Annotated in this window: 11 protein-coding genes; 6 read left to right on the top strand and 5 right to left on the bottom strand. The window is 58.5% G+C overall.

The window, feature by feature from the left end; translation table 11 throughout:
• Nucleotides 1-1,305: 1,305 nt before the first annotated feature.
• Nucleotides 1,306-2,193 carry a TauD/TfdA dioxygenase family protein gene (locus IF809_RS14725; RefSeq protein ID WP_244433073.1) on the top strand — a complete coding sequence of 296 codons (888 nt, stop codon included), beginning with the start codon at nucleotides 1,306-1,308 and terminating at the stop codon, nucleotides 2,191-2,193.
• Between the two features lie 938 nt (nucleotides 2,194-3,131).
• Here IF809_RS14725 and IF809_RS14720 read toward each other — a convergent pair.
• Nucleotides 3,132-3,413, bottom strand: a complete 282-nt coding sequence (locus IF809_RS14720; RefSeq protein ID WP_035711373.1) for a helix-turn-helix domain-containing protein — start codon at nucleotides 3,411-3,413, stop codon at nucleotides 3,132-3,134.
• Nucleotides 3,414-4,044: 631 nt separating this feature from the next.
• Between IF809_RS14720 and IF809_RS14715 the strand changes: the two genes are divergently transcribed.
• From IF809_RS14715 to IF809_RS14705, 3 genes are all read left to right on the top strand, one after another.
• On the top strand, nucleotides 4,045-4,317 hold the full coding sequence (locus IF809_RS14715) for a DNA -binding domain-containing protein (protein ID WP_035711371.1): 273 nt from the start codon (nucleotides 4,045-4,047) through the stop codon (nucleotides 4,315-4,317).
• A gap of 165 nt (nucleotides 4,318-4,482) precedes the next feature.
• On the top strand, nucleotides 4,483-4,677 hold the full coding sequence (locus tag IF809_RS14710) for a transcriptional regulator domain-containing protein (protein WP_071916574.1): 195 nt from the start codon (nucleotides 4,483-4,485) through the stop codon (nucleotides 4,675-4,677).
• Between the two features lie 46 nt (nucleotides 4,678-4,723).
• On the top strand, nucleotides 4,724-5,257 hold the full coding sequence (locus IF809_RS14705; protein ID WP_049803096.1) for a DUF2285 domain-containing protein: 534 nt from the start codon (nucleotides 4,724-4,726) through the stop codon (nucleotides 5,255-5,257).
• A 269-nt stretch (nucleotides 5,258-5,526) separates the two neighbouring features.
• On the opposite strand, the gene IF809_RS14700 is transcribed toward IF809_RS14705, so the two are convergent.
• The 3 genes from IF809_RS14700 to IF809_RS14690 form a co-directional block, all read right to left on the bottom strand.
• The gene (locus IF809_RS14700; RefSeq protein WP_028143510.1) at nucleotides 5,527-6,435 is read right to left on the bottom strand and encodes a LysR family transcriptional regulator; all 909 of its coding nucleotides are present in this window, start codon (nucleotides 6,433-6,435) and stop codon (nucleotides 5,527-5,529) included.
• Nucleotides 6,436-6,597: 162 nt separating this feature from the next.
• Nucleotides 6,598-6,879 (bottom strand): helix-turn-helix domain-containing protein, encoded by a 282-nt coding sequence (locus IF809_RS14695; RefSeq protein WP_080588731.1) that lies wholly within the window; start codon nucleotides 6,877-6,879, stop codon nucleotides 6,598-6,600.
• A gap of 309 nt (nucleotides 6,880-7,188) precedes the next feature.
• Complete coding sequence (locus IF809_RS14690; RefSeq protein ID WP_014497904.1) at nucleotides 7,189-7,512, bottom strand: hypothetical protein; 324 nt, start codon at nucleotides 7,510-7,512, stop codon at nucleotides 7,189-7,191.
• Between the two features lie 988 nt (nucleotides 7,513-8,500).
• On the opposite strand from IF809_RS14690, the gene IF809_RS14685 reads away from it, so the two are divergent.
• Both IF809_RS14685 and IF809_RS14680 read left to right on the top strand, forming a co-directional pair.
• Nucleotides 8,501-9,532, top strand: coding sequence for a TlpA disulfide reductase family protein (locus IF809_RS14685; protein WP_038936655.1), 1,032 nt, complete (start codon nucleotides 8,501-8,503; stop codon nucleotides 9,530-9,532).
• Between the two features lie 656 nt (nucleotides 9,533-10,188).
• Nucleotides 10,189-12,021: an ABC transporter ATP-binding protein gene (locus tag IF809_RS14680; RefSeq protein WP_028170463.1), complete on the top strand. Its 1,833-nt coding sequence runs from the start codon at nucleotides 10,189-10,191 to the stop codon at nucleotides 12,019-12,021.
• A 692-nt stretch (nucleotides 12,022-12,713) separates the two neighbouring features.
• Here the strand turns inward: IF809_RS14680 and IF809_RS14675 are convergent.
• On the bottom strand, nucleotides 12,714-12,969 hold a 256-nt coding region (locus IF809_RS14675), incomplete at its 5' end, for a hypothetical protein (protein WP_462837934.1).

Here is a 12,969-nt window from a genome sequence, read left to right as displayed (position 1 = left end):
AAGCGGCGAATGAGTGAAGAAAAAGTGCGCAAGGTTACGGATGGAGGTAGGTTACGTTCTCAATTTTCAACGCGGTACCCGATAGGGGATCTCTCGTCAATTTGTTGCGGGCCGCCCGCTATCTCAGGTTTTTGAAAAGGATCTTTGTTGCGGCGATGCGCATCTTACATGATGGCTCGGTCGCGTGGGCGCGTTGTTGCGCAGCTGGTGCATTCTTTCACCGTCTTCTCTGAAATCCCGCACTTTTGGTGCGTGTGTGATCATGTTCACGCGCCTTAAGGTTATTAGGCAAGGAACAGGGCGATCTCAGGAAGATGGATCCTGGCTCATGATCTTAGATCGGACGCTGCCTTCAGCCTCGTGCTGCCAATAGGAGGCGAAAATAGCCTGCCAGAATTTGCGGCTAGCAATGTGAGAGCGCGAAGTCGCTGCATTGTCTCGGGGGCGCACGGTATTCCTGCGGGGGCCGCGCTCTGTCTCTATTTTGTGCGGTCAACTGCGCTAAAACAAGCCGGGCTCCGTAAGGAAAATCACGCCTCCGGACAGAGCCAAGAACGTAGGTCACAGCCCTGAGACCTGCATTCGGCGACGAGCGCAGATTTCGCAAATCGAGGGATTGAGTCCGTTGTTTAGCTGCAATGGGAGTTTCAACCTTCGAATTTTGCGCGGCTTTCCTGCTCGGCAAGAAGAACAACACAATAAACCAGCCGACGAAAGACGATCCGCATCGGACAACTCCAAGTCGCGAGGAAGTGATTGCAGATCGTGCAGGTAGCTGTAGATACAATGTACAGCTTAAGATAGAGTCAGCTGAAGCGAGGCATCCTGTCACATCCGCTTCGCGAGCGCAGGCCGCTAACGAGTTCGTTTCTTGTCGTGCGGATGAGGCCACGCCAGTCGCATGCGGTGACGATGCAATCGTTGTTCGAGGATTTTCCAAGAACGAGTTCACAGACGAGGCGAACGTTACTCGAGATCGAAAAGAAAGCTGGTTTCGTTTCATGGACTGGACATAGACGAGCTCTATAATTTGTACTGTTGATCAGGCTGCAGATCGATCTGTTCGCGTTATACGCGAGTTGATTCGAACCGCACTGGCTGTGCCCGCACCGCAGAGGGAGTCAGATCCTAAGATGATGGTGGTCTGTATGAATCAGTCGGCGAATTGTGCGGTGTGGTCACCGGTCAGACAATTCGGATGCGTGTCATCAAGACGGCCTTGTCGCGTTCGTTGCCACGCGTCACCACAAATCGCGGAGCTTTGTTTAGACATTCACAGAGAGAGGCACCGTCATGAGTGGCACAATGATCATTGATAACGTCATCCCGCGTGCAGACATCGTCGAACATGCGGACCGGCTTGGTGTCGAAATCAAGAACATTACGCTGTCGGACGATTTGTCTGACGAGGTCATCATAGCCATTAACCGGCTGCTGCTAGAGCGTAAGGTCATCCTCTTCCGTGATCAGAGACATCTCGATGATGCCCAGCAACAGCGTTTGGTGCTCCGGCTCGGCTCGCTGATACCGAATCCCACAATGCTGGACGCAAGGGGAGACCTAACAAACCGGAAGACGCTCCCTGATCGCGCCTGCAGTCAAGTCGACCAGATGACCGATGACGACGTCGTCAGTGCCCGCTGCCAAACAATTTCAGTGCTGCGGGAGGCAGCGGTCCCGCGTTTTAGCGGGGACATCGCTTGGTCGAACACGGCGGCCGCTTATCTTGATCTTCCCGATCCCCTGCGGATGCTCGCCGATAACCTTTGGGCTGTGCGCTGCGCCGCATTCGATCACACTGCGACGGAGGGGGCCACCGAAGCCGACAAGAGGGCATTGGACGACGTATCCACCGGAACGATCTACGAAACGACACATCCGATCGTTCGTGTTCATCCCGAGACTGGCGAACGGATGCTCTCGCTTGGCCGTTCTGTGCAGAACTTTGTCGGCCTGCAGCGCTATCCCAGCCAAAAACTGTTCGGACTGCTGCAATCCTATCTCACCGCGCCGCAGAACACCCTGTGCTGGAACTGGAAATCAGGCGACGTCGCAATCTGGGACAATCGCGCGACTGAGGCGTACCCCATGAACAAAATTGGCAGTCCTCATTTGGCCATGGACCAGCGTGCGATTGACGCCGGCGTACCGCACATGAGGAGGCTGAAATCACGGGCCGCTGAGGCTGCCTAGCAGTGTCGGCACGTCGGGTTTTCGTAAGACGCTGGCGGTTCAAGGCTAAGTTGCGGCTCTGCGATGGCGAGCGGAGCCGGGCCTTCGAGCTTATCCCTCCAGGACCGGCTAACCGGCGCCGGCAACCTGCATCTTTTCTTGTCCATAAGAATTGCTGAGAAGCGCGAGCAGGCGGTGTCATTCTCGGGTGAGAGCCGGGTAGAATGCGAGCCGGCTCTTGGCTATCGGGGCCGGGCATTGAAAAGCTGGAGCGGATCGAGCTCGGCGAAGCGCTATCCAGCCTAAAAAGCGGGCATGCTCACTGCGGAAATAAATCATGAATGTGGGCCCAGGCACGTCAGGGTCCTGATCATCGATGAAGGCCTTTCAAGAGTGTCCTTCGCAATTGGGGATGGCGCTCACGCTCGCTTGTGAGGAGGCGGGGTCGCGTGTTTGTTCGGACAGAAAGGCGTGGACGCGCTTGTCGCATACCTTGGGCATGCTGGGCGGTTCGCTGGAGCCGGTCGCGATCAAAGCGGTTTCTATCCACGATGACTGACGTAGTTGGCACATTCTTCAGGGGTGAACATGTTCAGTGTGCGTCCCATGAGATCCGAGAGGCGTCGACGGTTCGGGGGCTCGCCGCAACAGTTCTTTGGCTTGGCGAATTCATCTCGATCGGCTTGAGATCGGGCTGTAGGCGGCAGGAATAGTAGGCGCGCGCCTGCGCCTCCGATGAGGCAGACGGCCTGTTCGTTCTTCTGGCCTGTGAGGATCACCGAAGGTGCTCGTCTTTTTTAACGGGGCCGCTCTGGGCGTTCGTTAAGCCGAATCGTGCTGGCGCAACATCCGATGGAGCAGGAGATCGGATTCGGCCGCCACAGATTCGAAGGGAGCACGGGCGCCGCTCCGGCGCGTTTCGCTCCCGTGGTTAGCTGCAAACATGGCTCTCTCCATAATTACGTCCTGTTCCGACACGGGCGTGCCGGCTTGCGTCCTCTGGACATTGGCTTGGGTGGCACCGCACCCTTCGCCGGCTCAGCGAACAATTCGGACAAGTGAATACCCAGGGTCGCGGCGATACGATCCAGGAGATCAATGGTCGGGTTCTCTTTCTTCTGCTCAATGCGCCCCATATACGAGCGGTCGATCCCGGCATCATAGGCCAATTGCTCTTGCGGAATGCCGCGCTCTACGCGGATACGGCGCACATTCCAGGCCACAAGCGCACGAGCGTTCATGCGCAAAGGCAGCCATTCCGACGATTATGAAACCACTGGTTATAGCCAGAGTATTACGATAAGCTCACACCTACGCCGTTGGCTGTCCTCGTCCAATTGCTTCAAGGAAGAAGGTCACGGTGAGATGTAGACGCCGTAATGATTGTCGTCTGCGAATGTCGTCGATCATCGCAAGTGTTCTCGCGGTGCGATAGCCCGCTACTCGCCGGAGAGCAGTAATGGCCGCTCAGAGGTACTGCGGCTTTTCCGGGCACCGCGACCAGATAGGACAACCGTTCAAGTGGAGCTCGAAAAGAGAAAAGAATTCTCTCTAGGGGCTGGGGTCCGGCCACGGCGGCCTTTCACCAGTGCGCGCGGGCCGGTCACCACGGGCAACCCTCTTCTTAGGCAGGGAAGAGCAAGAACAGCCTAGCCACATGGGAAATCTGCGGTCAGTTCCGGTATGTACCGCGATGAAAGAGGAAATGCGCAGGATGGAGCCACCAGGTCATTGTGAGCGGATATGCGATCGCGGTCTTGGTGCGAAAATGAGTTTGGCGCTGCGACGATTCGGGCGGTACCACAGCGCCCCCAAGTTAGTTATCGTTGCTCGGATTTCGATAGAATTTTCAGTTCGGTAGGAGTTCAGTCAGTGCCGGCCGACCCGAAAATCGCAGAATTGGCGCCCAGCGCGCACGAGGTCACGTCATATGACAAGGAGCACGCCGTCACCTACATGCGACTTCTCGATGCCGACGCTGACAAGGCAGATTGGCGCGAAATCGCACGCGTTGTGCTTGGGCTTGACCCGACAGTTGAACCCGATCGTGCGCGACGCACGTTCGAAAGTCATCTGACGCGGGCCAAGTGGCTAGCGGGCCGCGGCTATCGTGATCTGCTGCGGGGCGGTTGGCCAAAGCAATGAACGCGGCGGATGTCAGGATCCGCGGAATTCCTAGCAATCGCAAAAGATGATTATTCCATCGATTAAGTGCGCGCGGGGCTCTCACGCGGAACGCACGTAACCGGAAAGAGCCACAATCTTCAGCTGCATTGCGCCGCGTGTGAAATCCCGCGGGAAAATGGTGCGATGCCGGGTACTGACTGGAGATCTGAGGAAGCATACAGCGACCTGAAGAAGGCAGAAGCTGCCGACGTGGCCTGGGAGTGGCTGCGCCGGGATCCCGATTACCAAGAGGATTATAGGCGGTTGTCTCGCCGCCAACGATCCAGCGCAACAACGAGCCACTTGCGACGGAAGTGGGGGCTTTCGTTTTCCAGCTGATCCGCAAAAGACATTCGACAAGCAAGCAGTCTTCTGGGCACCCGAAGTGCTGTCGACCGTACTGCCTATGCGGGCGGCCAATTGCGTGGCGCCCAAAAGCTACCAGCTCGATTTCACCAATCTGCCTGGCAGCGAGGTTGGTCGCGCGCCGGATGGCTGGCATGCCATCGTGCCGCTCGGAGGCGCGAAGCATCGCCTTTGGCTGAAGAGCCTTCCGGCGAGCGGGTCTGCTGTCGTGCTCGACCTGCCGCTCGACGCGAATTTCGAGCTTCGCTTGCAGGCCGCACGTCGATTTTGGCTCGCCCTTGAGCATCGGCCGCTCGGAACGCCTCCTCTTGCTTTGCCAGCTTTGAAGCGGCGTCGGCTTATCCTCGCGCTGCGCGCACTGGATGGATGGCAGCAAGGAAATAGCTATCGCCAAATCGCGCAAGGTCTGTTTGGAAGCCATCGTATTGGCGAGCGGGGCTGGAAAACAGACGACTTGCGCAGCCGAACCATTCGGCTTGTTAAGCTGGGGCGGCGTCTCATGCGCCTTCGCTGCCGCGCATTGCTCCACAAAGGCAAGGATGACAGTTCATGAGCTCTCGGGCGTTAAATGGCATGGCCTCGATTCCGTGCAACCAATTCATTTGCTCGCGTCGCTCGATCGGCGATAAGATGAGGTCTTTGCGTTCCGATCTCTCGCGCCGTCCTTTGTTTTCGGGACTGCTGCAAAAGAAACGTAATCTTCGTCGGACGAAGACACCGGCGGTCTTGTTCGGATTGTCTCTGAAGTTGAGTGCCCTGGACGTGAATGGGGGCGGTACATCGATCTCCCGCAGAGTCATTGAAGAGACCTCGAGAGGCATTTCAGGTAGCCTGCGCTAGCGTCGCCCTCTTGCAAAGACGAGCGACCCACCGGCAAAAAGAACGAGCGATTTCGGGGTGCTCGCTGCGATCCACCGCAAAGGCGCGATATTGCATGCCACTTGGAGCGCGTGAGCCGGGGATGATTTGCAAGGCGCCCCCTCGCACTAAATCACTGACGATGATTTCCGGTGCGACAAGAAGGCATTTTCCTGTCATGACTGCCGGCAGAGCGAGATAATTATGATCGTACCGCGCGCCCGCTCGTATGTCGTTTGAGGACAGGTTCATGGCCCTCAGCCATGTTGGCAGGATGTCGGGTCGTGATGTGATGTTCAGTATCGGGATTGAGCGAACGATCGAGAGCTCTCTGCCCGCGACCAGGTTTGGCGGCCCGACGCATACCAGCTCCTCATTGTAGATCTCCCAACTGTCGGCGGGTTCGATGACGGAAAGGTCACGTGTAATCAATATGTCGAAGTCGTCCGAAGATGAAGGCAGCGATAGCGAGCTGATGACGTCCACGATAACGCCGCCAGCTTCAGCAGAGAACGCTTGCAGATTTGGAATCAGAAGCGAGGAAGCAAAAGTCGATAGCGATGTGCGGACGACGATCCGGTTGGTGCCGGCGGCCGTCCGCCGCCGCATTCTCTTGGCGGTGAAGCCCACTGTCTCGAGCGGCTCAGAGACTGCGTTAGCAAATAGTCTTCCGAACTCAGTCAAATCACTGCGCCGGCCGCGCCGCGCGATGAGGTCCGCACCGAGATAGTCCCGCAGGACGGATAAATAGCGGCTGACCGAGCTCTGCGTCGTTCCCAAGCTGCTGGCGGCGCGCGTGACGCTGCCTTCGCGTGCGACGGTCACAAAGGCGCGGATGGCATTTAAAGGAACTTCGTCGTCTTGAGCCGCCATTGTCCGCTCCGGCGCCAGATTGAACATTCATCACATTATTCGATGTCCATCGCGGGATTGCCGCGAATCAGGGGGCGGCCGCGCACAAAATCCGCCTCCGAGCGCATTGATGCTTGGCCACCGCACAAGATCGGCGTCAATGGCTCGGTGTTGTCAGGGGGGCTAGGTCCTTTTGCGGCGTGCCGGCTTCGGCTTGCGACCTTTACGTAAGGTAGCAGGTGGCAGCGCCCCCTTGGATGGCCGAACAAACAGCTCGGAGACAGCAACGCCGAGCGTCCTGGCAAGGCGATCGAGAAGATCAATTGTGGGGTTTGCCTGTTGGCGCTCAAGTCCGCTCATATAGGAGCGATCAATACCTGCATCGTAGGCCAATTGCTCTTGCGGAATACCGCGCTCGACGCGGATCCGGCGCACATTGTATGCCACAAGCGCACGAGCTTTCATGCGCGAAGGCAGCCATTTCGATGGTCATCAAACCACTGGCTATAACCGACATAAAAACATCACAAAACTGCGCGGGTTTTGCCGGCGCTGACCCGAGCGCCGTCGTTCCGCTGGCTCGACAGCCGTTCGATTCCGCTGCCCATTTGCGCTAACAGCCTCGAGCCAAACGCAAAAGATGCTGACTGACAGGGCACGATAGTCTTCCATTCAACGAAATGGAGTCGTAGCCCGACGAACGTGCCGCCCCAACCCGTCGAGATTGCAGCGACAGCCGTTCAGGCGAGATTAGAGTCGGCCTGCAGCACTGCATCAGCGCAGGAATCGCGTTTCAGCTGCCTCAATCTCGTCCATTCTCTGCAGTCTGAAGAGTTCCTCTATCGTTACAATATCCTTGTGGACGTTCTGGACGCCGCCATCAGCGATGATACGGCGGAAGGTGTCCCTCAAGGCTGTGCTTGAGGCCCGGATCCGAAATTGCCATAACTCATCATCTGGACGTTCCGCAGCAAGGCTCGTAACCTTGGGAAATGTCTTGTCCTCGATGACAACGGAGCTGGCGCCGGTCCTTTCATACTCGCCAATGGCATGGATGACATTGATCGCATTGCCATAGCCTGTGTCGATGTCGGCCACATCGCATAGTGCAGGGTTTTCCGTCTACTTATTTCGATACCTGTCATCCGGCTGTGACACGATGGGTCTTGAAGGCCCGCAGCTTGCCAAAGATTTTCAAGCCGGCAAGGAAGTGCTGCGTGCCGCCAGCGGGTGGTGCCAGCCGGCCTCCCGGTCAGCAACCTGGAGGTGAACGCCTGTATAAGCCTTAGCTCCATCGAGGCGATCGGCGGCGTCTGTTTCGATACGAGGGAAACGGTTTTCGAATTGAAGGGGGCATCATGGACGCCTGGTACACGCGGCTGGACAGCAAACTAATCGAAGTACCAGTTTTTGGTGCAGGAACCGCTTGGAGCGATGGCGAGCACTCACAGTTTCAGAGCCTCCCTGATCCGCGGCACCGTCCGCAGGTTCAGGCGAATGGTTCCATCGTCATCGCCCAGAACACGTGTCCCGGTCAACGGGCTTCGGCTCGTTCGAGTCGAATCTAAATCGTCGCTCGCCTCTAATCCTGTTTGCTAGGGGACAGGGATTACCAAGTTTCCGTTCGGCGGCTCACAACATCAAATCAGTTATCTGGCGGCGCGAAGTGCGCAATTCTTGTCCAAATTCCGACACCGGCACAAAGCCCGTCGGGTTCAAAACACTGGTCGCCGTGAACTGCCGTTGAGCTGTTCATGCGCAATTAGGCGCTTAATGCGCGCAGACGATGCTGGCACGGACGTTGCTACTAAGGGTGCAGCAGTACTGAAAGTGCTGAGCCCACCCAGATGCGAGTCGAGCGATGCTCTCCTTCCTTGAATCGACGTGGCCTGCTCGTGAGAGGACGAGCTTGTTCCTTGTAACTTTGTGTGTCGGCGTGCTTAGCGCTGCGACACCGACATTCGCTACGGCTCTCGTTCGGCAGCCCGTCTACACCACGGCACCCCACTTCTCGGTCGCGGTCGCGATCGGAGATCAGCGAGCACAAAACGTCGCGCAGTCCCTGACAATAACTTTGGAGCGTAACATGACGCTGGGCTTAGAATCCCCAGCTCCCCCGATCAAGGTGGAGAACTGGCTGCGTGGTCAACCCCTCACGAGCTTCCAGCCCGGGAAAGTGTACATCGTCGAATTTTGGGCAACTTGGTGCGCACCGTGTGTGGCGGCGCTGTCCGATCTGGTACAGCTGCAAGAGAAATACAGAGATAGCGGAGTTGAGGTCCTCGGAATAGCAGCTGGTGAGCGCGCTCAAACAGCGGAAAAGGCCCGAAGCAAGTTGGACGCATGGTTGACCGAAAAGTTGCCGAATCTCAACTATCGGGTCGGGCTCGACTACACACGCGAAATGGACGAGCTTTGGATGGATTCCAGCTTTTCTATCGGGATTCCCACTTCGTTCGTCGTCGACCGTGATGGCCACATCGCCTTTATCGGTTCCCCGACGCAACTCGAAGAGGTTTTGCCGAAGATTCTGACTGGCAGCTGGCGCATCAGCGATGAAGCGAAAGCCGCCGATGCTGAGCGGATCGCCAAGGGCGAACGCACAATGCCGATCTTCGTCAAATTGACGCCGGCGATGAAGGCGCAGGATTGGGCGAAGGCGCTTTCGGTGGTCGAAGAAGCCGTCGCTGTTCTGCCGGATGACGTGAACTTCCGCGTGCTCCAGGCGGATCTGTTGCTTCACAAAATGCGCGACTTGCAGGCCGGCCTGCCGGTGATGCGCCAATTGGTTCGTGACGCGATCAACAAAAAATCCGCGCTGTGGATGGCCGGGGCGATGCGCCAACTCTTTGATCCGGCGAATGACAACTCTCATTTGCCGCAGGCCGAGCGCTTTGCGATGGGCAATGAGTTATCCGGACACATTCTGGCAATAAATGCTCCGCAACGCGGCGACGCCCCTAAGTTCCTGTCCTATCCGGCGGTCGCTCAGTACTATTACGAGAGCGGCAACAAGGATCGCGCGAGCGAGTTGATCGAGGTGACGCTGAAGTCGCTGGACGGCCCCGCACCTATCCCGGACAACCTGAAACAGGAGGTTATGTCGGAATCGGTCTAAACGCTCGCCAACTACAAGGGTCAGAAGGCTTGCTATGGGTCTGTTTGTGCGACTCCGCAACCCGGAGTCTCGCAAAGTAGCAAAGCGCAAGCGGCCGAGGAGAGAAGATGAAAAAGGGCGACGATCTGAGCTGCTCACTGGTTAATTCGTCCATTTATCCGGCGGGCCATCGGCAATTAACGATCAGCGAGCAGGGCGGTGGATCGTTTGTGGCACGTTGGAGGTTCGGATTGCTATGACCTCCATCCGGATCGACGCGGAGGTGATCTTCCAGGTGAAGTTATGCTGAACACTTCCTTCATCAAAATGCACCTTTGCGTACAGCCATGGCCGGAGCCAGCCGGACATCCCCACGCTTCTGCAGGTGGGCAAAGATGAGTGACGCCGATCCCGCCTACCTGGCTCACACAAGCTCGGATCGCGCAAGCCTGGCTGATGTCTCAGATCGATGCTCTCAGCTACGAGGAGCTCGCAAAGCGTGAGGCGCTTCGGCTAAGCGCTTACGCGAAGAGTGGGTGAAATGGGTAGAAGATTTCGGCCGCAACCCCCAGACTCCGGGCATTTATCGCATCCCTCGTACGGCGCGCCAAGCATTGGGCACATCGGGTCTGGATCGACCGTTTTTTACACCGCGTGCGCCACAAACCCCTAGCGCCATGACCAGTCAAGATGACAAACGACCCGCCGCAATCGGCTTGGTTCTCCCGTTTGCGTTGGAGCACTGGCTGAAGCAGCCAGTCCGTGCCGCGATCATCCTCGTTGGCTTCTTAGGGGCGACGGTCGCCGACCTGTTCATGCCGGTCTATTCCGGCCGTCTAGTGGATGCATTGACGTCGGGCCCCTCCGACCAAGCGGCGCGACATGCGGCACTGATTGCGTTCGCTGGTATCCTCGCCCTTGGTCTGCTCTCGATTATGTTGCGGTTTACGGGCTTGCAGGCGATCGTGCCGTTCACGCTGAAGACCATGTCGGATGTGGCCCGTGGGGCCTTCATGCGCGTGCAGCGCTTCTCAACCGACTGGCACGCTAACTCGTTCGCCGGCTCGACCGTGCGCAAGGTCACCCGCGGCATGTGGGCGCTTGACCTGCTTAACCATACGATCCTGATGGCGTTGTTGCCGTCGCTCGCGGTGCTCGTGGGCTCGACGATCCTGCTCGGCCTGCATTGGCCCGAGCTCGGCGCCGTGATCGGCCTCGGCGCAGTGATCTATGTTGCCATCACGACGGCATTGACGATCGGCTACATCGCGCCGGCGGCGCGGGTCTCCAACGCCTGGGACAGCAAAGTCAGCGGCACGCTAGCGGACGCGCTCACTTGCAATACTGTGGCGAAATCTTTCGGTGCTGAGGCGCGTGAGGATGCGCGGCTTGACAATGTCGTCAGACGCTGGCGGGCGAGGGTGCAGCGCACCTGGCTGCGGTCCAACGGCACGAGTACGGTGCAGCTCGTGATGCTCTTGTGCTTTCGTGCTTCGGTGATCGGCGGCGCCATCCTGCTGTGGATAGCGGGGCGCGCCTCTCCGGGCGACGTCACCTATGTGTTGACAAGCTATTACATCATCCACGCCTATTTGCGCGAAGTAGGGATGCACATCAACAATCTGCAGCGCTCGGTGAACGACATGGAGGAACTGGTTGCCATCTATGGCGAGCCGATCGGAATTGTCGATGCCCCCGACGCCAAGCCGATCGACATTCACGGTGGGATGATCACGTTCGAGGACGTCACCTTCCGTTATGACAGCGATCGCGTGCCGCTCTACGACGGATTGTCGATCAACATCCGCGCCGGCGAGCGGATCGGTCTGGTGGGCCGCTCCGGCTCCGGCAAGACCACGTTCGTCAAGCTGCTTCAGCGGCTCTACGACATCTCCGGCGGCCGGATCCTGATCGACGGGCAGGACATCGCGCTGGCCACGCAACGATCGCTGCGCAGCCAGATCGCGATCGTGGAGCAGGAACCGATCCTGTTTCACCGCTCGCTGGCTGAAAACATCGCCTATGGCCGACCCGGCGCCAGCATGGCGGCGATCAAACAGGCGGCGAGGCTCGCCAATGCGCATGACTTCATCATACGATCGCCGAAGGGCTACGGCACACTGGTGGGTGAGCGCGGCGTAAATCTGTCGGGCGGCGAGCGGCAGCGCGTTGCGCTGGCGCGCGCGTTCCTTGCCGATGCGCCAGTGTTGATCCTGGACGAGGCGACGTCGAGCCTGGATTCGGAATCGGAAGCGCTGATCCAAGAGGCGATGGAACGGCTGATGAAGGACCGCACCTCGATCGTAATCGCGCACCGCCTGTCGACGGTGCGCGGCCTCGACCGCATCCTGGTGTTCGATCGCGGCGAGATCGTCGAGCAGGGCGCGCATCCGGCACTCATCGTGCAACCCGGTGGCATCTATCGCAGTTTGTTCGAGCGGCAGGCCATCGAGTTCGGTCCGCTCTCGGCGGAAGGGGAGCCTAAAACACCGCTGGCCGCATCTCCGTAGCCCTAGAGCTATTTGGCCGTGCTGGAGGGACATGAGCATAGCCTGATAATCCCACATCCCTTTTGCAATGTGGTGACGGAGGCGCGCGTGAGCGTTAATGCAAAGGCGCATGAGGAGTTCTTCCGGACGTGGCTCGCAGATATGGTTGAGCCGGGCCGGCCGTTCGGCTTAAGCGAGGTCCGACGGCGACGGCAGCGGGATCACGGAGGGACGGCGGACGCTGCCGCAGGATGCGCGGGTGCGCGGCCAGGCGCGGCGGCTTGATGTGACCCTGGCTAGCCTCTGCCACCTGGTGTGGGGTAGGTGGTCGCGCGCAGCAGCGGCCGTGAGCAGGTGGTGTTCGCACGGTGCTGTTCGGCCGCATGCATGGCGGCGCCGGTGCCGCCGCACGATGGGCCTGTTCATCAACATTATGCCGCTTGGGCTCGATCTTGACCGCACCGCCGTCGAGGCAAGCCTGCACATCAGGACATGCTCGCCTGCCCGAGTTGGTCGCGCATGAGCATGCCCCACTGGCACTAGGAGTTCTTCAGTCAAGTTCGCATCTGGTTTCTGCCGAAGGCGCAGAGGACCCTAACGACTTCCGCCCAACGTGGTCAGAACAGGTAAGGGGGCGCTAGAAGTCGAATGTCGGCGGGTTTTGCCTATGGCAGAGAACCGCCGCGTCCGGAGGAAAGCCTTACGCGCTTTGCTCATTCGAGTGAGTTTTCAAATCCATGTCGAACATCTGGTGGGGACAGCTGCATCCTCTTCGGCAGGCGGACTAAGAACGATCGCACACCAAGAATCTCGAAGCGCCGGCGCCAATCGATTGTCTCAGCGGGATTAAATCCAGAATTACGCGAGAGCATGGGCGCCTGACCGACCGCATTTGCCGCGCGGCGAACAGGATGGAAGTGGAGCGTCGACCATGATGAGAGGGCTACGCCGGGCTCGTGACGCAGGGAG

This window comes from Bradyrhizobium sp. UFLA06-24, assembly GCF_054967145.1.
Note: the sequence above shows the minus strand (reverse complement) of the source record. Positions and strands in the feature narration are given on the sequence as shown.

What these genes read in the sequence shown, in the direction of transcription:
- IF809_RS14725 (WP_244433073.1), top strand. Translation starts at nt 1,306, where the DNA reads ATGATCATTGATAACGTCATCCCGCGTGCAGACATCGTCGAACATGCG.
- IF809_RS14720 (WP_035711373.1), bottom strand. Translation starts at nt 3,413, where the DNA reads ATGAACGCTCGTGCGCTTGTGGCCTGGAATGTGCGCCGTATCCGCGTA.
- IF809_RS14710 (WP_071916574.1), top strand. Translation starts at nt 4,483, where the DNA reads ATGCCGGGTACTGACTGGAGATCTGAGGAAGCATACAGCGACCTGAAG.
- IF809_RS14700 (WP_028143510.1), bottom strand. Translation starts at nt 6,435, where the DNA reads ATGGCGGCTCAAGACGACGAAGTTCCTTTAAATGCCATCCGCGCCTTT.
- IF809_RS14695 (WP_080588731.1), bottom strand. Translation starts at nt 6,879, where the DNA reads ATGAAAGCTCGTGCGCTTGTGGCATACAATGTGCGCCGGATCCGCGTC.
- IF809_RS14685 (WP_038936655.1), top strand. Translation starts at nt 8,501, where the DNA reads ATGACGCTGGGCTTAGAATCCCCAGCTCCCCCGATCAAGGTGGAGAAC.
- IF809_RS14680 (WP_028170463.1), top strand. Translation starts at nt 10,189, where the DNA reads ATGACCAGTCAAGATGACAAACGACCCGCCGCAATCGGCTTGGTTCTC.